At 55.6% G+C, this 20,536-nt stretch carries 20 protein-coding genes and 1 tRNA gene; 17 read left to right on the forward strand and 4 right to left on the reverse strand.

Features of this window, described 5'->3' with window-relative positions:
- Window positions 1-126: 126 nt before the first annotated feature.
- The gene (locus tag H3U90_RS07850; RefSeq protein ID WP_232340669.1) at window positions 127-474 is read left to right on the forward strand and encodes a DUF3017 domain-containing protein; all 348 of its coding nucleotides are present in this window, start codon (window positions 127-129) and stop codon (window positions 472-474) included.
- 30 nt (window positions 475-504) lie between these two features.
- Here H3U90_RS07850 and H3U90_RS07855 read toward each other — a convergent pair whose 3' ends face one another.
- Window positions 505-1,779: an aquaporin gene (locus tag H3U90_RS07855; RefSeq protein WP_198177801.1), complete on the reverse strand. Its 1,275-nt coding sequence runs from the start codon at window positions 1,777-1,779 to the stop codon at window positions 505-507.
- Window positions 1,780-1,949: 170 nt separating this feature from the next.
- Between H3U90_RS07855 and H3U90_RS07860 the strand changes: the two genes are divergently transcribed.
- The 3 genes from H3U90_RS07860 to H3U90_RS07870 all read left to right on the forward strand — a co-directional run bounded on the left by H3U90_RS07860 (window position 1,950) and on the right by H3U90_RS07870 (window position 5,544).
- A complete protein-coding gene (locus H3U90_RS07860; protein ID WP_198177802.1) occupies window positions 1,950-2,723 on the forward strand; it encodes a pseudouridine synthase in 774 nt (257 codons plus the stop codon).
- The gene (der, locus tag H3U90_RS07865) at window positions 2,720-4,828 is read left to right on the forward strand and encodes a bifunctional cytidylate kinase/GTPase Der (protein ID WP_198177803.1); all 2,109 of its coding nucleotides are present in this window, start codon (window positions 2,720-2,722) and stop codon (window positions 4,826-4,828) included. Before H3U90_RS07860 ends, der begins: the two co-directional genes overlap by 4 nt.
- Before the next feature lie 239 nt (window positions 4,829-5,067).
- Window positions 5,068-5,544, forward strand: a complete 477-nt coding sequence (locus H3U90_RS07870) for a GNAT family N-acetyltransferase (RefSeq protein WP_198177804.1) — start codon at window positions 5,068-5,070, stop codon at window positions 5,542-5,544.
- Between the two features lie 443 nt (window positions 5,545-5,987).
- Here the strand turns inward: H3U90_RS07870 and H3U90_RS07875 are convergent, their stop codons facing one another.
- On the reverse strand, window positions 5,988-6,716 hold the full coding sequence (locus H3U90_RS07875) for an SdpI family protein (RefSeq protein WP_198177805.1): 729 nt from the start codon (window positions 6,714-6,716) through the stop codon (window positions 5,988-5,990).
- 10 nt (window positions 6,717-6,726) lie between these two features.
- Window positions 6,727-7,065, reverse strand: a complete 339-nt coding sequence (locus H3U90_RS07880; RefSeq protein WP_198177806.1) for a metalloregulator ArsR/SmtB family transcription factor — start codon at window positions 7,063-7,065, stop codon at window positions 6,727-6,729.
- A 311-nt stretch (window positions 7,066-7,376) separates the two neighbouring features.
- On the opposite strand from H3U90_RS07880, the gene H3U90_RS07885 reads away from it, so the two are divergent.
- From H3U90_RS07885 to H3U90_RS07940, 12 genes are all read left to right on the forward strand, one after another.
- The gene (locus H3U90_RS07885; protein WP_198177870.1) at window positions 7,377-8,024 is read left to right on the forward strand and encodes an HAD family hydrolase; all 648 of its coding nucleotides are present in this window, start codon (window positions 7,377-7,379) and stop codon (window positions 8,022-8,024) included.
- A 172-nt stretch (window positions 8,025-8,196) separates the two neighbouring features.
- Entirely contained in the window at window positions 8,197-8,766 is a 570-nt protein-coding gene (locus H3U90_RS07890; RefSeq protein ID WP_198177807.1) for an endonuclease III domain-containing protein, read from the forward strand.
- Window positions 8,767-9,092: 326 nt separating this feature from the next.
- Window positions 9,093-10,133 carry a zinc-dependent alcohol dehydrogenase family protein gene (locus H3U90_RS07895; protein WP_198177808.1) on the forward strand — a complete coding sequence of 347 codons (1,041 nt, stop codon included), beginning with the start codon at window positions 9,093-9,095 and terminating at the stop codon, window positions 10,131-10,133.
- A 315-nt stretch (window positions 10,134-10,448) separates the two neighbouring features.
- Window positions 10,449-11,180: an ABC transporter ATP-binding protein gene (locus tag H3U90_RS07900; RefSeq protein WP_232340668.1), complete on the forward strand. Its 732-nt coding sequence runs from the start codon at window positions 10,449-10,451 to the stop codon at window positions 11,178-11,180.
- A 32-nt stretch (window positions 11,181-11,212) separates the two neighbouring features.
- Window positions 11,213-12,598, forward strand: a complete 1,386-nt coding sequence (locus tag H3U90_RS07905; RefSeq protein WP_198177810.1) for a hypothetical protein — start codon at window positions 11,213-11,215, stop codon at window positions 12,596-12,598.
- A 312-nt stretch (window positions 12,599-12,910) separates the two neighbouring features.
- A complete protein-coding gene (locus H3U90_RS07910; RefSeq protein ID WP_144177066.1) occupies window positions 12,911-13,444 on the forward strand; it encodes a ClbS/DfsB family four-helix bundle protein in 534 nt (177 codons plus the stop codon).
- 208 nt (window positions 13,445-13,652) lie between these two features.
- Window positions 13,653-14,249, forward strand: a complete 597-nt coding sequence (locus H3U90_RS07915) for an RNA polymerase sigma factor (protein WP_332460603.1) — start codon at window positions 13,653-13,655, stop codon at window positions 14,247-14,249.
- Window positions 14,250-14,263: 14 nt separating this feature from the next.
- Complete coding sequence (locus H3U90_RS07920) at window positions 14,264-15,124, forward strand: hypothetical protein (RefSeq protein WP_198177811.1); 861 nt, start codon at window positions 14,264-14,266, stop codon at window positions 15,122-15,124.
- Window positions 15,125-15,363: 239 nt separating this feature from the next.
- Entirely contained in the window at window positions 15,364-15,849 is a 486-nt protein-coding gene (locus H3U90_RS07925; protein WP_198177812.1) for a hypothetical protein, read from the forward strand.
- Entirely contained in the window at window positions 15,846-16,604 is a 759-nt protein-coding gene (locus H3U90_RS07930) for a murein hydrolase transporter LrgB (protein ID WP_198177813.1), read from the forward strand. Before H3U90_RS07925 ends, H3U90_RS07930 begins: the two co-directional genes overlap by 4 nt.
- A gap of 30 nt (window positions 16,605-16,634) precedes the next feature.
- The gene (locus H3U90_RS07935) at window positions 16,635-17,495 is read left to right on the forward strand and encodes an ABC transporter ATP-binding protein (protein WP_198177814.1); all 861 of its coding nucleotides are present in this window, start codon (window positions 16,635-16,637) and stop codon (window positions 17,493-17,495) included.
- Between the two features lie 35 nt (window positions 17,496-17,530).
- Window positions 17,531-17,935 carry a DUF2511 domain-containing protein gene (locus tag H3U90_RS07940; RefSeq protein WP_198177815.1) on the forward strand — a complete coding sequence of 135 codons (405 nt, stop codon included), beginning with the start codon at window positions 17,531-17,533 and terminating at the stop codon, window positions 17,933-17,935.
- Between the two features lie 801 nt (window positions 17,936-18,736).
- Here H3U90_RS07940 and H3U90_RS07945 read toward each other — a convergent pair.
- Window positions 18,737-18,810, reverse strand: a tRNA-Pro gene (locus H3U90_RS07945).
- Window positions 18,811-18,989: 179 nt separating this feature from the next.
- Between H3U90_RS07945 and H3U90_RS07950 the strand changes: the two genes are divergently transcribed.
- Window positions 18,990-20,420 carry a UTP--glucose-1-phosphate uridylyltransferase gene (locus H3U90_RS07950; protein WP_198177816.1) on the forward strand — a complete coding sequence of 477 codons (1,431 nt, stop codon included), beginning with the start codon at window positions 18,990-18,992 and terminating at the stop codon, window positions 20,418-20,420.
- Window positions 20,421-20,536: the final 116 nt, after the last annotated feature.

Genomic DNA, 20,536 nt, shown 5'->3' on the forward strand with positions numbered 1-20,536 from the left:
TGCTCTGGCTCCTTGTTGAAACAGCGACCGTGCCGTCATCGTCCAAGAGCGATGGCGGCACGGTCGCTTTGCGTCAGCAGCGCTGGTAGGCTCGAACCGACAGAGCAAGTGCAGAGGCAGGAGAGTATGACAGACGCAGACAAGGTCGAGAATCCGGACCTCGAGCCCCCACAGCCACCCAAGACATCAGGCCGAGGCCATCCCTACGTCTCTGAGGCTCAGGAGGGTCGTCCTGTCTGCGAGGGCATCATCTTTCTGGTGGTGCTGGTCGCCGCGCTTGTGGCCTTCCTCGGATACACCTGGGCCGCGACTGGACTGGTGTCCATCGCGGCCCTGGTTTGCGGCGCCCTGCGTCTGATCCTCAAGGATCGCAGCCCCTGGAAGGTGCGGTCGGTGCCCTTCGACGCCTTTATCTGCATCGCCCTGGGCATCGGCCTTCTGGTCACCTACTTCAGCATTCAGCTGCTGCTGTGACCCCTTCCAGGCTTTTCGATTCTCGATGGTTCAGCCTTCAGCGGGCTTGTCTTCGGATTGAGTGTCACCGTCTTCGTCTTCGGAAGCGGTGTGAAGGGGCTCGACCTGCAGATCGGGAATGGTTCCTGCCTCAGCAGGGGCAACAGTGTCCTCTCCGGCATCAGTATTCTGACCTGCATCGGAATCGGATAGAGACGATACATCGACGGTCTGAGCATTGGTGTCTGCAGGGACGACCGTGTCAGTTGTATCAGCAACAGGGGTTTGAACCGGAGCAGGAGATACCTGGGCCGATTGATCCTGAGCCTGGGCACCGGCAGGAGCAAAGGCTTCAGCCTGAGCATCCGAGCCCGCCTGAGCCTGGGCACCGGGGGCGAAAGCATCAGCTTGTGCTTGTGCCTGAGCATCTGCATCCATTTGTACAACTAGCTGCGCATCAGTAGCAGCGCCCATGGCGCGCATGGCCATGTTGTCGGTGATGATGCTGGTCACGATGATGACCAGGGCCACCAGGGATGCAGCCAGCAGGGGGCAGATCCAGAAGAGCCAGAGCTGGGAGATCGGGCTGACGGCCATATGCTTGGACTGGGCGAAGATGGAGATGCCCGTTGAGCGAGCCGGGTTCAGTCCCGAGCAGGTGATGGGGTAGGTGACCAACACGCCTACGCCATAGGCCAGCCCGGTGTAGAGAGCATGGTTGCGGCGGGCACGGCCGTCGGAGCGCAGGGTGGTGATGGCCGCAGCCACCACGATCATGCAGCCGATCAGCTCAACAACGATGGCCATGGGCGCCCCGAAGGCGATGTGCTGCTGACCCAGGGTGGCCGCAGCGGGCGAGCCGCCGGAAAAACCGTTCACCGAGAACATGAGCCAGGTCCTGTCCGGCACGGACTTGCTGACCGGCACAAGGGCGACGGCGATCGCACCGGCGCCAATAGCGCCGATCACCTGGGCGACGATGTAGATCAGACCATCCACCATGCTGATCTGTGAGGTGAACATGGCGGCCACGGTCACGGCGGGGTTGAAGTGTCCACCGGAGACGCCACCCAGCATGGCCGTCACGACCAGGTAGGTCAGGGCGGTTCCCAGAACCGGCAGCACCACGCTTGGCTGGCCCATGACCAGCTGGCCGAAGCTGTAGGACAGGTAGATGACCGCGCAGATCAGGAAGGTGCCCGCCAGCTCTGCGGCCGCACGAATCCAGCGAACATCACGGGCCCTGATCCGCCTGCGGACGGGCTTTGCGGCAACCTGCCCGTCGGCCTTTTCGAGGACCGGCTCAGCACTTGCTTCCATAGTCATGTTCCCCACCTTGCAATCCCTTCGACGACAATGAACAACAACAGTTTCTAGCTTAGAGCAAGCCAACAACACTTCCCTAGGCTCCGATATAGTATGATATGACCTTTCGGCGGCTGCGGTCGTCCAGAACGTCATCCGTTACATATCTATCAGGCCACGTTGGGAGAACGATGCCACATCCATACACACAGGCGATCAGAGCGCGCGAACAGGGGGAGGAAGGCATCCGCCTCCAGAAGGTGCTGGCCCAGGCCGGATTCGGCTCTCGTCGCAAATGCGAACAGATCATCACCCAGGGCAGGGTCGAGGTCGACGGCGAGCTGGTCACCACCTTGGGCAGCCGGGTTGACCCCTCCCACCAGCAAATTCGCGTGGATGGATCCCGCATCCATCTGAACGACAAGCACGTCACGCTGGCCCTGAACAAGCCCCGCAAGGTCCTTTCGACCATGGACGACCCCAAGGGCCGGTTCACCCTGCGCGACATCATCGGGGACCGCTACGAGCGGGTCTTCCACATGGGCAGGCTGGACTACGACTCCGAGGGCCTGATTCTCATGACCGACGACGGGGAGCTGGCCCAGCACGTCATGCACCCGCGCTACGAGGTGGAGAAGACCTATATCGCCACGCTCAGTGGTCACATCGGCGGCAACGTCTGCCGGCGGCTGGTCAGCCAAGGGGTGGAGCTGGACGACGGCCTCATCCGCCTGGACCATTGCGCCATCATCGACCACAACCGCGAGCACACCATTGTCAAGGTGGTCCTGCATTCGGGCAAGAACCGGATAGTGCGGCGCATCTTCGGGGCCATCGGCTACCCAGTGACCCGGCTGGTGCGCACCCAGATCGGCCCCATCCGATTGGGTGAGATCCGTCCGGGCTCCTACCGGGTGCTCTCCGCCGCCGAGATCAAGGCCCTGGATAAGGAGGTCGGACTGTGATCACCGTCGCCATCGATGGCCCTGCGGGAGTGGGCAAGTCCTCCACCTCGCGGGCCCTGGCCAAGCATTTCGGACTGGCCTACCTGGACACGGGCGCCATGTACCGGGCGGTCACCCTCTGGTGCATGGACCGCGGACTGGACCTGGACGCAGATCAGCCCGACCAGGAGGCGATCACCGAGGCCGTGGCCGATTCCATCACCGGTGGACACCTGGTCATGGGACTGGACCCCGAACATCCCAGAGTCAGCCTGGATGACCGTGATGTGGATGAAGAGATACGTTCCACCAAGGTCTCCGAGCATGTTTCCGTGGTCTCTTCGATTCCGGCCGTGCGACATGTCCTCATCGCCGCCCAACAGGCAATCATGGCCGACCAGGAGCGAGGCGTGGTGGCCGAGGGGCGGGACATCACCACGGTAGTGGCCCCGGATGCCCAGGTACGTGTGCTGTTGACAGCCCGTGAGGAGGTCCGTCAGGCTCGCCGAAGCGGCCAGGCACACTCAGGGTCGGCTGGCGCCGAGGATCTGGCTGCCCGGGATGCCCGGGATGCCAAGGTCACCTCCTTCATGAGCGCCGCTGACGGGGTGACCACCGTGGACAACTCCGATCTGACCTTCGAGCAGACCCTGCAGGTCCTGATCGATCTGGTTTCCTCGGCCATGGAGGAGGACTCCTACGACGAGTATGCCCGCAACCTGGACGACTATGAGCTGGATGAAGAGGACCGAGCCCTGCTGGAGGGAGGCTCCGAAAACCAGGATGACCAGGACCATGGCCCCAAGGCCGTAGGCGTGCTGGCCGTGGTGGGTAGGCCCAACGTGGGCAAGTCCACCCTGGTCAACCGGATTCTCGGCCGTCGTGCCGCCGTGGTCGAGGACACCCCCGGCGTGACCCGGGACCGGGTCAGCTATGAGGCCGAGTGGGCCGGCACCCAATTCAAGCTGGTGGACACCGGCGGTTGGGAGAGCGATGTGGAGGGCATCGAATCCGCCATTGCCTCCCAGGCGCAGGTCGCCGTATCCCTGGCGGATGCCGTCATTCTGGTCGTGGATGGCCAGGTGGGGCTGACCGCCAGCGACGAGCGGATCGTCACCATGCTGCGGGCCGCCGGCAAGCCGGTCGTCCTGGCTGTCAACAAGCTGGATGACCGGATGGCCGACTACACCGCCTCCGAATTCTGGAAGCTGGGCCTAGGCGAACCCTACGCCATCTCCGCAATGCATGGGCGTGGCATAGGCGACCTGCTGGATGCCGCTCTGGAACAGCTCAGCAAGGCCGACAAGACCTCGGGATTCCTCACCCCGGAGGGCCTGCGCCGGGTGGCCCTGGTCGGCCGGCCCAACGTGGGCAAGTCCTCCCTACTCAACCAGCTGGCCCACGAGGAGCGCGCCGTGGTCCACGATGTGGCCGGCACCACCCGCGACCCGGTCGACCAGGTGGTCCAGGTGGACGGCGAGGACTGGCTCTTCATCGACACCGCCGGTATCAAGCGCCGCCTGCACAAAATTTCGGGTGCCGAATATTACTCCAGCCTGCGCACCCAGGCGGCCATCGAACGCTCGGAGCTGGCGCTGATCCTCTTCGATGCCTCCCAACCCATCGCCGACCAGGACTTGAAGGTCATGAGCCAGGCCGTTGATGCGGGCAGGGCCATCGTCCTGGTCTTCAACAAGTGGGATCTGCTGGACGACTTCGGCCGTCAGCGTCTTGAGCGGCTCTGGCAGACCGAGTTCGACCGGGTCACCTGGGCCGAGCGGGTCAATCTGTCCGCCAAGACCGGCTGGCACACCAACCGGCTGGCCAGGGCCATGCGCACCGCCCTGGAATCATGGGACAAGCGCATACCGACCGGCAAGCTCAACTCCTTCCTGGGCAAGGTTCAGGCTGCCCACCCGCATCCCTTGCGAGGAGGCAAGCAGCCGAGAATCCTCTTCGCCACCCAGGCTTCCACCAGGCCGCCGCGTTTCGTGATTTTCGCGACCGGCTTCCTGGAGCACGGCTACCGCCGCTATCTGGAACGCTGCCTGCGCGAGGAGTTCGGCTTCGAGGGCACCCCCATCCAGATCTCCGTGCACATCCGCGAGAAGAAGAAGCGCAAGTAAAGAAGGTCCCTGGCCCGGCTTCTGAGTCGGCCCAGGGACCTTTCCATACCCCTGCGGACCGGGCGCAGCACCTCGACCATCTCACTCCGGTAGCCTCGCAATGCAAACTTGGCTTACAAGATTCGTGTCTTTTCCAAAGTTTGGGTTTTATTGATTGACTGTTGGGTCGCTTAAACGAGGTCTTTGTACCATTATTACCAATATAAATTCCGAGTCTGTATATTGAGTAAGGGAAAAATATGAAGTTTGAAAAAATAGCGTTATTAACTCAGGCAAATGCAGACCAGATAGCCAAAGAATGGCATTACAGCGATATGTATAGTTTTTACGATATGGAGAATGATCAAGAGGATTTTGAAGAGATAATCACTCCAAGGTTGCGGGCAAATAAGTACTATCAGATTTTGGACGATACAGATGAACTGGTTGGTTATTTTTGCTTGGAAAGGTTATCAGAGGAAAGGGTAGAAGTCGGTTTAGGATTGAGACCGGACTTGACTGGACGAGGGCTGGGATTAAATTTCATTACAGAGATCGAAGCATTTATACAGAATAATTTCAATTACAGAATAATAGTTCTATCTGTAGCTAGCTTCAATAAACGTGCAATTAAAGTTTACCAGAGAGCAGGATTTAAAACAGATGGTTCTAAACTGCAGAAATCAAACGATGGCGTATATGAATTCATTAATCTAAGCAAAACCGTGAATCATTGATGAGAAAGCAAGAACTTCCCTGGAATCTGAACTGACTGGACAGCTATGCAAGTTCAAGCGGGTGAGTGTGCGGGTGATTGTTGGGCGTGTAGCCAGTCATTCTTGGATTAGTCAGACGAGCAAGATACCGGGGATGCTCTTACTTCCTCAATAATCCCCGACAGAAGTGCGCTGGCTTTAATCCTTGTTTTCGACAGGCTGGTTTCCATGAAATACAGGCTGTGCACCATGGCCACTAGTAGAGCTTTCTGCGTGAAAGCCGATGACTGGTCGAACTGTCGAATTTGACTCGTGTACTGACGCTACCATCAAGCACCATGTTGCCGGATACTTGATTTGATCTAAATCAGCTTCGACATCCTTCCAGCGAATTCTGGAAGTTCTTACTTGTATTCTGATCTGACATTTACCGTCTCATTCAGTCCACGCATTGCATACAGGAACTAACGGTGGTATATAGGTTCTCCCTGCCGGGCATACTTCCTGCCAGCGTATGAACCATAGGCACATATGAGTACAAGGACGATTGCCAGAGCGGTTCCACAGATCCAGTAGAGCCTGACTCCGCTATAAGCCAGGGCGGCCAGGATCATGACCACGCCCAGAATCATGAAGAGCACCCCGCCAAACTGCTGACAACGGCGCCAAGCCTCGCGGCTGGAGTAGGCACCTGGCACCCGAAAACCGCTGATGCCATTGGGTCTGGTTTTAGGAGCAAGATTGCCGATGACTATGAGAGTCAGACCGGTCAAAAGCATGGCGACCTTATCAATGCCGAAATCCGTCGGCCACCAGCCCCAATGCGGATCAGCAACAGCTAATTCGAACAGATCTAAAACCGCGAAAATAATCTGCATGCATAGACCACCAAGCAGAAAAACGGTCAAAGTATGTCCCGCTTCATCACCACGTTTAATCAAATATGCGCGCAGGACGAGCATGAGGATGGTCCAAATCAGCGCAATGACAAGGCAGAAGCAGGGCATCCAAACCAGCTCCTGGGGAGAGCCCCAGCGGTCCACCTGGTTCTGTGCATTCCAATGAAGCGGGACCTTTTCATTCGTCAGACGATTGACCACTATGCGGCTTACGCCCAGCATGATTATCCCCGGCAACCACTGAGCCGCGACAAGGGTCGGGACGAACCGACCCGCTTTGCTGCCATCCGCCATGAGAGTCTCCTTAGGACTCGGAAACTGCCGTCGAACCAGTTTCCTTGCTCACAGTCTGCGGCTCAGACACACTTCTCTTGTCGCTGGCGCTGGTCCGCAGGCGGTAGAGCCACTGAATAGTGCTGTCCAACACGCTCAGATTGAGTTCGTAGATGACCCTGGTGCCCTGCTTGTGGCCGACAATCAGGTCTGCTTCTTTCAATTTCCGCAGATGATAGGACAGCTTGGATGGCGTCATTCCCAGCTTTTCGGCCAGGCGTCCAGCCTCCATGCCGCCCTGCTCCAAAAGATCCATCACACGACGACGCAGTGGATCAGCCAGAGCCGCTGTCGTTTCTTGAATAGCCATAAGTCTCCTTTTTCGATGATTTTCTCTAGTATTTGCATGCTAACATTGTTTCAATCAATATTGTATATTTTCTTCAACTTTTATGCGCTTTTCACTCACTGAGCGCAAAATATTTGACAAGCGCCGGGATTGATGCATTGTGCAGCAACATTAAACTGTTGAACATACCTACTTTTTTGAAGCCAAGGCCGATTGGACAGTGCTTTGGCTCCAGGCCGCCGGTCCGGACGTGAACTGAGGTCATGCTACTATGAATAACTTCGACGAATAGGAGAACTTGCGGCGTGAGCGAAACTGGAATAAAAGTCAACATTGGTAAGGCCGCCATTTTCGATCTCGACGGCACACTTCTGGATTCTATGGGAGTCTGGAAGGAAATCGACCAACGATTCTTCGCTCGTCGCAACATCCCCATGCCGGACGATTACGCCTCTGCAGTGGCCTCCATGCAGACAGGCGCCATCGCCAGATACACCATTGACCGCTTCCATCTTGACGAGCGCCCAGAGGACTTGGTGGAGGAGTGGAACCAGGACGCGCTCCTGCTCTACGCCACGGCCGTGCAGCCCAAGCCGCATGCACTCGATTACCTGCGAGCTCTGAGGGCCAGCGGTGCCGCCCTGGCTGTGGCGACCAGCCTCCCTCCGCGCCTGCGACAGGCTGCTCTGAAACACGCAGGCATGACCGAGAGTTTCGACCAGGTCTGCAGCGTGGATGATGCCAAAAGCATTGGCAAGGAGGAACCGGAAATCTACCTGCTGGCTTCGCGGATGCTGGGCGTCGCGCCTGACCACTGCACAGTGTTCGAGGATCTTCTGGTCGCCGTCGATTCGGCCAAACGCGCTGGGATGAAGGTCTGGGCCATGTACGACCAGTCTTCGGCCAAGGATTGGGATTCCATCCGTTCCGAGGCCGATGGCGCTATCACTGACTTCGCCCAAGCACCTGCCGTGCTCTGACTCGCTCCTGACCGACTGGAGCCAGCTGTTACCATGAAAACGGCAAGAAGTTTATGGAGGCGTTATGGGCAATGCAGGCAGAATAAATGCCGATTGCTCAAGGTGGCTGTACTCACGGTTGCTCGCTCGTTTGGGATTGCAGAATTGGTGGCCGGCAGAGACTGACTTCGAAATGATGATCGGAGCGGTTCTGGTCCAGCATACAGCCTGGGGGAACGCGGCCATGTCCATCGAGCAGCTGCGCAAGGCCGATTTGCTCAACCCCTGCAATATGGCCGAGGTCGACCTGACGACTTTGACGGCATTGATCAGGTCCAGCGGCTTCATGAAGGCCAAGGCGCGCACCTGCAAGGCCCTGGCTCAGTGGCTGCTGGCCCATGGCATTCGCACGGCCGATGTGGAGGACTGCGCGGATAAAGGCCTACGTGACGACCTGCTCACCATTGCCGGGGTCGGGCGCGAGACTGCGGATGTCATACGACTCTATGCCTTCGGCCAGCCTTGTTTCGTCTGGGATGCCTATGCACGCCGTTTGCTGGACGGTCTGGGGTGGGCCTCCTTGCGGTCATACCAGGAGGGCGAAGAGTACGAGGCGGATTTTATCAAGGTCGATCAATGGGCGCTCAACAATCTACGCGAATACCACGGGTTGATCGTCCAAGCGGGTAAAAACCATCGCAATCCACAGGCCTATGCCGCCTTTCTTAAGGAACTTGGCGGCCCACAAAGCTGCTCCAGGTGATCTGAAGCGTTACAGCTCGAACTCAAACGTGCATGCAGGGTTGCAAACAATCCGTCACCAGGCATTTGACGAGACAATATTTCAAGACGCCCCCTTACTCCTCACCCCTACCCGTCACAACTCCTATATGGCACCCCCTATAAAGTACCGATATATGGCTGCAGCTAATGACCGCATTCCCGTGTGACAAACTTGTCCGCACCTCTGTGAATCGCGCACAATAAGGATTTGACTTGACTTCAAGCGGATTGAACTCCGTAGACTATGTTTCATCCGCGTACTTGGCAGGCGAATACGCCAGGTGGTGAAGAATGGGGAGCAGGAGCATGAAAGCAGCAAAGTTTGTAAAGCCGGGCCGCATCGAGCTGGAGGAAGCGCCGATGCCGACCATCGAAAAGCCCAAAGATGCCGTGATTCGGGTCGTCCGGGCCTGCGTGTGCGGATCCGACCTGTGGTGGTACCGGGGAATTTCCTCAATGCCCTCAGGCAATTATGTGGGGCACGAAGCCATCGGAGTGGTCGAGAAGGTGGGCTCCGAAGTCACCCACGTCAAGCCAGGCGACTTCGTCATCGCGCCCTTCACCCATGGCTGCGGGCACTGCGCGGCCTGCAGGGCAGGCTTCGACGGTGACTGCCTTGATCCGGACAGGCGGGGGAGCGGCGGCTACCAGAGCGAGTATCTGCGATTCACCAATGCGGATTGGGCCTTGGTGCAGATTCCTGGCCAGCCTGAGGATTACAGCGACGACATGCTCGACTCTCTGCTGACCCTCTCCGACGTGATGGCCACGGGTTATCATGCAGCCGCAACAGCCCAGGTCAAGGAGGGCGACACGGTCGTGGTCATGGGCGATGGGGCGGTGGGTCTGTGCGGAGTCATAGCGGCCAAGCTGCGTGGGGCCGAACGCATCATCGCCATGAGTCGACATGAGGACCGCCAGAAGTTGGCGCGTGAATTCGGAGCCACTGACATCGTGGCTGAACGCGGCGACGCTGCTGTGGAGCAGGTCATGGCCCTCACCGACGGAGCCGGAGCCGATGCCGTCCTGGAATGCGTGGGCACCGAACTGTCCACCGACACCGCCATCAGGGTGGCCCGGCCCGGCGCAGTGGTCGGCAGGGTGGGTGTGCCGCAGCAGGCCACCATGGACACCTCTAAGCTGTTCTGGCGCAATGTTGGGCTGCGAGGGGGCACGGCCGCGGTCACCACATATGACAGGCGTCTGCTGCTTGACCAGGTGCTCAAGGGCAGCATCCAGCCAGGCAAGGTCTTCACCCAGCGCTTTGCCTTGGATCACATCCAGGAAGCCTATGAGGCCATGGACCAGCGCACCGCCATCAAATCCCTAGTGCTTATTAGCGAATGAGGCTGCGATAATAATCAGCTGATCCCCGCCGCTACTGACTTTGCCAGTGGCGGCGCGTAAGCATAGCTGCTCGAACATGTCCGTTATTTCGAAAAAATCAGGGCCCAGTCAGGGATAATTCAGGGTAAATCAGGGTATTTCATCCCTTCTTTCGCTGATATTAATGGAAGTGACTGATGACGACAAGGATGACCGTCATACAGGGTCAAGCGACGAACGAGGGCACATGACATCTGCGAGGCGAATCAGCATTACTGAGCGTAGATACTTTGGTCTGTAAGGTCGTCGATGATCATCCAAGGGAAAGATGCAACTATGAATAACCCCAACGTAAGCGAAAGCAGAGGCCCGACACCAACGATTGAAGCTACGGGGCTGTCCATGGTGGTCTCCCCGCGCCGCGGCGATTCACTGACCATTCTCAATGACATCGCATTCACTGCCTATCCGGGGGAGATGACCGGCATCATCGGGCCGTCAGGCAGCGGAAAATCGACGCTGCTGTACTGCCTGGCTGGGCTGGAGAAGGCCACTAGCGGCACTGTGCTTCTGCTGGGCAGGGACATAACCCGTCTGGGGATATCGGCCATGACCAAGTTCAGACGCCAGCATCTAGGCTTCGTATTCCAGTCCTACAACCTGATCACCAGCATGACAGTCGAACAGAATCTGGCTCTGCCATTCACCCTTCGCGGATCCCGCTTTCCCAGAAAGACGGCGGATTCCCTCTTGAAGTACTTTGGCCTGATCGATCAGAAAAAGAAAAGCGTCACCCTGCTGTCGGGCGGCGAGCAGCAACGTGTTGCCCTGGCCCGGGTCCTGTTATCCGACGCAGACGTGGTATTCGCGGACGAGCCAACTGGCGCCCTGGATCAGGAATCCGGAGAAAAGGTCATATCGGTGCTGAAGGAACTTGCCAACCACGAAAAGAAAACCATCGTTTTGGTGACGCATAACAATGAGGTGGCAGGCCAGTGCGATCGGCTTTTTGCCGTGCGCGATGGCCGTATCAGCCAGTCATTCTCTGCGAAAGCGCCCATGGCATGAGAGGCGCTCTGTCCGAACTCAAAGCAGCGCCCATGGTCTGGAGCGCCGTCTTGCTGGCCATGGTCGTATCCCAGACTGTCATCTGCTCCCTCATCGCGATCGCCACGATCATTGATCAGGACTATCAGGGCCCGGAGCAGGTACTTGGATCCACATACACTGGTCCCGCCTTGGCATTCAGCGTGATCATCACCATAGCTGTGCTGCTATGGGTCATGAATTCAGCACTGAATCAACGCCGGCATCAACTGGCGCTCATGGTTTTGCAAGGCGCTCTGCCTTGGCAACTGCTGGCCTGGAATCTGCTGATAGTCATGGGATTATTCATCCTGTCCATTGCAGCCACCTGCCTTTTGCTGCCGGTGATTACGCCCTTGACCTTCGCCATGGTGACAAATCCATTTGATTTGCATTTGACCTATGCCGGCAGCCACCTGTTCGATTCGCTAGGCAAAGGCCTCGCTTTCAGCGCTGCGCCCATCTTCATAAGCACCTTGTTGACTATCCGTTCGCTCTCGAAAATACGACCAATGGAAGCCCTCAGGCAATCCCAGGACCCTCCAAAGCGGATAGGCGTCTTCCGCTTCCTCCTGGGAATCGTATGCTTGATTGGTGCTGGCTGCATGTTGCTGATTCCAGCTTTTGCACTTGCAACTAACCCTCGTGCCAGTCAGATGAGCAGCGCTGCCGCTCCAGATCGGATGACGGTATTTCTCGCCTTCGCCATGGGCGGCATGTTCCTCCTGATATTTTCGCTGGCAGCTTTCGCGCCATATCTCCTGCCCGGCTTCACGGCGATATGGACGCGTATTGTAGCGTTGCCATCCAGAACCTGGAGGCTGGCAGGCCAACAGGCTGTCGGCAGCATACAGCGCCAGGGAGCGACGATAATCCCGATGACTGCGGGTCTATCATTGCTGATGACCGTCAGCGGAGGGTTGAGCACAATGATCACCACCTTGCTAGTCGCTTTTCCCCACACACCAGGCAGCGTTCCGGCGACCACAGACATGTTTGCGAGTCTCTTGGCGCTCACTGGACCGCCAATAATCATCGCGATAACAGGTGCAATTGCAGGCACCTTGATCACTTCCAAAGGCAGAGGACTTGATCTGGCGCTGACCTACGTATCAGGTGCTGGAATCGGCCAGCTCAGAGTATTGGGCGCGCTTGACGGCATCATCACTATGATTACCAGCACACTGTTCTCCCTGGTCATCACATTGCTCTGCACCTCATCCCTGACTTTCATGCTCTCACGCTTCATGGGCAAAGCACAGATGAGCGTGCAATGGGGCGCATGGATCGTAGTGGTGCTCATCGTATCCCTGCTTGGTGCCGCAGCCACAGGAATCCAAGCTCTGACCACCAGGTTCGAGAACTCAGTCAGTGTCATATCTCATGCCATCGGCGAATAATAAAGCCTCGCTGCATGCACGCGAATACATATTTGAGCCACAGCGGGCCTGCCGACCTCTGTCATTCCTCCATGTCTATTGTTAAATAAATTAAGTCGGTATATGCAGCGCTCGGCTTGATGAATTTAATTGGTAGATACAACTGTGAGCACTTGATGGCTTTCCACCAATACAGGTAAACACAGGAGTATGCGACGATTTCCTACACACGAGCATTTGCAAGGCCCATATAGGGTACAGTCGATGGCAAACCGAGACCGGTGACAATCAACCAGTCAAATCTTGTCGACCAGAGACAAACGGAGGACCGTCATGGCGCGACCTACTACCAAGGAAGAACTCATCAAGACGGCTGATGATGGCTTCGACAAACTCCTGGCGCTGCTTGAGCCACTGACACCTGAAGAACGCAATGGCCGCTTTTCCTTCGATCTGAGCAAGGAGAAGGGGGCCCATTGGGCACGCGACAGGAACATCAAGGATGTGCTCGTCCATCTCTACGAGTGGCATCAGCTGTTGTTGAACTGGGTGGAGGACAACCAGCAGGGCAGGACCCACGACTTTCTTCCTGACGGCTACAACTGGCGCAATTACGGCGAGATGAATGTGAAGCTGCGGGACAAGCATGATGACACCACCTATGATCAGGCCTTGAACCTGTTTATCGAATCCCATAAGAAGGTCATGGCCCTGGCGCAATCGTTCACCAACGAGCAGCTATTCACCAAGGGCGCCCTCCCATGGACAGGAAACTCTACCTTGGGCTCTGCCTTCATCTCTTCAACCTCCAGCCATTACGACTGGGCCCTGAAGAAGATACGGAAGTACTTGAAGGGGCGCAAATGAGCGCTAGGACACCTACACCTGATGAGAAGTTACTTGATGCGCAGACGTTAATGTGTTGTCTTGCGACGGGATTCACAGGATGGACGATCCAAAAAGCAGCATCTCAGCACATTCGTAATAGCCATGGAGCATAACCGCGATAACCGCTTGCATAACAATATGCACGACGAAATCTAGGATGTAGACAATACAGAGAAGGACATCATCAGTGAAACGATCTCGCATTGATCCAGATACTGATGATATAAGGCTGATCAAGATGGTGGCTGACGAAAACGAATCGGCCTTTGAAACACTTTACAATAAGTATGCCCATACCGTCCAAGCCTTTATTTCCTTGCGAATATCCGACGATGAGGATGCCAGTGAAGTTTTTGCTGACACATGGCTGGGCTGCTGGCGTTCCTCAAAAACCTTCCGCACAGACAGCAAGGTGCTCACCTGGATACTCAGCATTGCCCGGCGGCAAATTTATATGAAACGTCGCAAACCGAAACCACCTGACCAAATGGATCAGATGGAACTCGACTCGATAACCGATGATCAGCTGGAGCCTGTAGAACTGGTCAATAAGGATCTGACGATGGAAATAATACGGCAAAGGATTGATGCACTCCCAGCAGAAATGGCATACACGGTGACGCTGGCATGGCTTCACGAGTTACCCTACCCGGAAATAGCCTCCCTGCTCGACGTTCCGGTCGGGACTGTGAAATCTCGCATTGCCCGGGCAAGACAGATCCTGGGCCCGCAGTTGACCGACCTCGCTCCAGTCAAAACCCAAAAACTGCAGAGCCAGAGATAATTGAAGGGGTGATTATGGCAGACCGATATAAGAGCACAAGCCTAGACAGCACAAGCCCAGACAGCACAGGCCCAGTCACCGAAGAATACCGGGGTGAAGTTCAAGAGGCGCTTAGGGAAAAAGAGCAGAATGCACAGCCGGCAGTTCCAGCTTTTACTAGCGTACTGAAGGCCATCCACCAGAAGCCGTCGCTGGCAACGGATCAACCAATACCATTCATGCATCGAGTGCGTTCCTGTGGCCCACTTGTCCGAGCCCAATTCCGTCTCATACCGCAATATATCTTACTGGTGGAAATTGCGATAGCAACATGCGCGGTTTTAATTAGCAACGTTATGCAAGGTGCACGGTATGGCAGTCTCGGTACGCATATCTTTTCAAATATGCTCATGCTCAACATGGCGTTGACAATAATCCTGGTTTTTTCCATTAAAGACGATCGTGAGTTAATGCTCAGCATGCCCCTGGGACCTCAAGTTGTAGTAGCTACTAGACTGCTCCTGGCCTTTATCTCCAATATTGTCGTCGGGGGAGCAGCCTTGTTGATTGTCACTGCAATCAACCCTGGAATAAGGCCCCTGCCGGTTATTGCCCAAACGATAGCCCCCATAACACTCCTGGCGAATATCGTGGCCCTCTTATGCATATGGCAATGCTCTTGGATTGCACTGCTCCTAGGGGTACTTGCACCACTATTGAGAACTTTGCAGAACTTGAGGTCATCATTTTTCCTACCGGCATGGGTCAATTCGGCACCCATTACCGCCGCAGCCTGGGCAGGGTTCATCCTCGTTACAGTGGGACTCCTATCTGCTGCTATCCTTACAGCCCCTCTTGCCTGGCATGCTCGACTCGCCGTCGGAGATAAAAATTAATGAACCTTTTCATCCTCTCCCGCTACTAACTAAGCAGACGGAACGAGTAGTGAGCAATGTCTGGCGGCAGCCGAAGGCCAAAACCAGATATGAGGAAGGTGGATGAGGTGGCTTTCGTAGACATACAGTCCAAGAGGCTTTATAGGCTGGTATTGCTGCCTTTCATACTGACTGCAGGTGTTCTTCTTACGGGCCTCTTAATGGAGGGCATTCGGTCATTGAGCCGCATACGGCCAGTTATGATGGTTCTTACTCAGGTGCCAGTAATTGCTGCTGGCCTATCTACAGCTTTTGTGCTCAATGGTGACCCAATCGTTGAACTTACTGAGTCAACTCCAACTGGATGGCGGAAAGTTCAAGTGACCAGGCTGCTTATCATTACCGGGGCAAATCTTACTGCCGCAGGCCTTCTCTTTATCGGCTTGCATGTGATGCGACTTTGGCCACGTGACATGGGATGGGTGAGCATCATTACCCCGGTTGGCAGTATATTCATTGTCAACTGTCTGGTTTTCCTTATAGCCGTACTTACCATGTCTATGCCAACGTCATCGCTGGCTTCCATAGCTATTTGGCTGTTTCTATGTTTTATATGGGATCCATACATAACCGATCCAGTCCGGCAACGACTGATCCCAATGATTATTGCAGCGGCAGGCGCAATCTTCGGCTGGAACATGTGCAATGATGCGGAGCGCAATGTCGTAAAGGTGGCAGCCCTATGAGGATACTGAGCCTTGTACGCATCACGCTACTGATGTTTTATCGGCGCAAAGCCTTGTGGATAGCCAGCATACCGCTGGCGCTCTTCGCCCTCTTTTTGGCCTATGCCTCTCCTATGTCACCTGGATTCAGCAATATACATGGTCTTGTCTTTACCGGACAGGTTCTTGCTATGTTCACCCCGTTGGCATACGCAGCATCTTTTAGCGACCTTATGACTGCCGGCAGGCGAACAGGTATGGACGAACTTGAATCCACCTCCCCCTTGCCGATGGCCGTCATCCGCTCAGCTCATGTCTTGGGAGCCTGGGTCATCTGCATATCATCTTCCCTGCTTTTCCTTGTATTGATCGCTGTCCACCAATCCATCCACGGCAACGGTAAGGCAATACTGGTAGCCCCGGCAGTAGCACTTGTCATACTCTCGCCATCAATGCTGATCGCTATGGGGATATCCGCCCTGCTGGGAGCCCTATTCCCCACGATCGTAGCCCGAATTCTTGCCGTCCTGGTATGGGCTTGGCTGGCTTTCTATACCCCCCTCTTACCACTTCCAACGCTCAATGGCGGCCCGCTGGCCGTCATTGGTGATCCCATTGCGCAGGGATGGTTCCATACAGATACTATGTACGTACCGGCGAACGGCCCTTTCACCGTCCAATCTGGGGTCATATCCCTGCTCTGGCAGGTGTGTATCATCTTCCTCCTTTTCACTGGTGCAAATATGGCCTCCAACCACATAAAAGTTCGGGTCTGACTATCTACCACTTTGAAAGGAATTACCCACATGTTTATCTCGATTGACCATCTGACCAAGGATTTTCGGGGGAGACCGGCCGCTTTGAACGATCTGACCGTCGATCTTCCACAGGGCATGATAGGGCTCATAGGACCAAATGGTGCCGGCAAAACAACCCTCATGCGTATTCTCACCGGAATAATCAAACCGACTAAAGGTAAAATTTTTATTGATGGACAAGACCTGTCTTCGCCGGCCAACAGGCGAAATCTAAAACGGCACCTGGGTTATCTGCCACAGCACATCACCCCCTACGACAACCTGACGCCACTTGAATTCCTTGACTATATCGGCATCTTGAAAATGATTGACAACAAACACGTGCGGCAGGAGCAGGCGCATACCCTCCTGGAACAGGTGGGATTGGAAGACATAATGAACCAACCCATCGGAGGGCTATCCGGGGGTATGAGGCGCAGGGTAGGCATCGCACAGGCACTTATGGGCGACCCCCGGCTACTGGTAGTCGACGAACCCACAGCGGGGTTGGATCCCGAAGAGCGCATGCGGTTCCGCACGCTCCTTGCCCAGCTGGGGCAGGATCGAACCGTTATCCTCTCCACCCACATACTCGATGATGTTGCACAAACCTGCCCTTGGGTGTGTGTATTACGTTGCGGACGCAACCAGTATGACGGGCCGACAGAGGGGCTGATCCATGAAGCTGCCGGTCACACCTGGATCACGCCCCCTATCGCGGCCCTACCGGAAAATGCCACAATCATCAACGCGGAACCCACCCCACAGGGGACGAGGTACCGCATAGTTACCGATACACCGCCTGCGGGCTCTGTCGAAACTGCGCCCAATCTCGAGGACGGATATATGGCTTTGGCCAGCGAGCGCTAGAAACCGTCCCTAAGTATGAAAGAACGTCGATAATTATGAAACGAATCAAGCAGAGCCTCAGAACCCTTTTCCTGATATGCGCCACAATTATGCTGACAGTGGGGGTTGTCGGCTGCACTGATGGCATGAAGCACCCTGAAGAGTATTCCACTGATGGAAGCAATAAAGTCGCAGCTACCAGCAACCCGCAAACAATTTCAAAAGAAGATCTGGGTCACACCTGGCCTCTTAAAGTTGATGAGGGCACCGTGTCATGCAAGCTCAGCAAGCAGGGAGACCCCATCCTCCGCTTTACCACCTCAGATGGTGAACAGTACGCACTGAACCAGGTACAAGACAATGAGCATCTCAAAAGCATTGAAACATTAAAATCAGATAAGAGTAAATCACTAGGAACTCTTATGAGTTTCGCCTTCTCGGTCTGTGACGTCCCAAAATAAACCAACTAAACCAATTTTACAGGGCTTTGCGGCTTGTCCTCTCCAGGTAGCCTACCTGATCTTACCGGGTCCAGAGCAGCCTGCCGGATTATGCATCTACATTCTGGTACAACCGTGCCATTCAACTGACTGGCAGCATGTTGAGAGTAAGGGGTTGCTTGTCGGCTCCTCACTCTCAACTATTAAATATCCTTAACTACGCATACTAACCAGATAATCATATTAATATCAAATTATCATTAGTGGTTGCACAAATCTGATGAAAAGAGGTGTTTATGAAGGTCGTCGCGATATTTATAAATGTAATGAGTCTTGTGGGATTAGTTGTCACATTATACATGCAGATTCAGATTGGGTATTACAGTGACGAACACCCCAGCCTTTATAACCAATTTGATGAGTCGCAAGGAAATCTTGCATGGATTTGTGTTTTTCTTTTTTTTGCTCTCTGTATACTGTCACTTACATTGATTATTCAGATTACAGAACAAACAGAACGAAAGTCATCTCTTCAACAGAAGAAAATATAGCTTTTGCCAAGCTTGCCTCTATAAAAACTCTCGTAGCGATATTAAAGTGTGGCGTAATAGAATTCCATCTACATACCTTAATTTATATACCTTATATATGTGCATGCCTGTAAGAAAGTGAGAAGCCCCGCGTCATTAACGAATACATAGCACATAATTTGTCATACCGAAGAGGCGGATAATCAGAAATACAGTTTTTATCATATATGTCACCAGAGCGACACAAATAGGACATTAAATTTCGAGAACCTTGGCAACTTGTATAACTTTGTCGGGCCGGCGGGATTTGAACCCGCGACCCCTTGACCCCCAGTCAAGTGCGCTACCAAACTGCGCTACGGCCCGACGGTGCATCAGCACCGAGTAGAGATAGTAGCACAGCGTAGCGGGACCGACAACGGTCCGGCGAGTCCCGGCTGACAAGTTCAGACAGACCGAGTCCCATGCTCAACTTGCTATCATGTTTCTGTACGGTCGGCGCAACCCGCGTCGGCCGCAAGTCGTCCCAGCCCGGAAGGGGTTCCATGAGCACAGACGTTTTCGACCTTTCGGCCGCGAAGATGCGAGACAAGGGCATGAGCGAAGTCTCCATCAACCAGTTCAGGCACCTTTACGAAACCTGGGAACGGGGAGATGCCAAAGCCTGCGTGCGCGAAAAGGACGTCACGCCGCTCAAGGACGTGCCCCGCACCAAGGACATCCACGACACCATGGATATGGACATGGCCCTGGACGCATTCTCCCGCACCGCTTTTATCAAACTCAACGGTGGCCTGGGCACCTCAATGGGCCTGGAAAAGGCCAAGTCCCTGCTGCCTATCCGTCGCCACAAGGCCCGTCGGATGCGCTTCCTGGACATCATCATGGGTCAGGTGCTGACAGCCCGCAAGCGCCTGGGAGTGCCACTGCCGCTCATCTTCATGAACTCCTTCCGCACCTCGCGCGACACCATGCGCGTGGTCAAGCAGGACCGCCGCTTCGTCCAGGACGACGTGCCCATGGAAATCATTCAGCACATCGAGCCCAAAATCGACGCCGACACCGGCCGTCCGGTCGACTTCCCAGCCAAGCCGGACCTTGAATGGTGCCCTCCCGGCCACGGCGACATCTTCTCGACCATCTGGGAGACCGGCCTGCTGGACACACTCAAGAAGCAGGGAATCGACTACCTATTCATCTCCAACTCCGACAACCTGGGCGCCCGGCCTTCAAGGACCCTGGCCGGCTATTTCGCACAGTCCGGAGCGCCCTTCATGATCGAGGTGGCCGAGCGGACCGAGGCTGACCGCAAGGGCGGCCATATCGTCATCGACAAGGCCAGCGGACGCCTCATCCTGCGGGAGATGTCCCAGGTGGACCCGCACGACCGCAGCTCGGCCATGTCCATCCGCAAGCATCCCTACTTCAACACCAACAGCATCTGGGTCAGGGTCGATGCCCTGCGCGACAAACTGGCCCAATATGACGGTGTGCTGCCCCTGCCCATCATCGAGAACCGGAAGACCGTCGACCCCACCGATCCTTCCACCCGCCCCGTGGTGCAGCTGGAGACCGCCATGGGCTCTGCCGCCACGCTCTTCGAGGGGGCCATCTGCGTGCAGGTGGACCGTATGCGCTTCCTGCCGGTCAAGACCACCGACGACCTGTTCATCATGCGCTCCGACCGCTTCCATCTGACCGACTCCTATGAGATGGAGGACGGCAACTACGATTTCCCCAACGTCCAGCTGGATGAACGCTACTACAAGTACATCGCCGACTTCGACGAGCGCTTCCCCTACGGGGTTCCCAGTCTGGCGGCTGCCAACTCGGTCACCATCGAGGGGGATTGGACCTTCGGCAGGGATGTGACCCTGTATGCGGATGCCCATCTGAGCGACCAGGGGCGTTCCTCATACGTGCCCAATGGTCAGTATGTGGGACCTCAGGGCATAGAACCGGACGAGTGGGTCTAAGGCCAGGCGCAACAGGGTTCAGCCTGTCAAGAAAAGGGACCGTATTTGGGTGTTTGGCTCCCACGGTCCTGAAAATCAATCTATGATAGGTAGACGTGCGTTAGGCGCACTGATAC

It is taken from the genome of Bifidobacterium sp. W8103 (assembly GCF_016100775.1).
Taxonomy (GTDB): Bacteria; Actinomycetota; Actinomycetes; order Actinomycetales; family Bifidobacteriaceae; genus Bombiscardovia; species Bombiscardovia choladohabitans.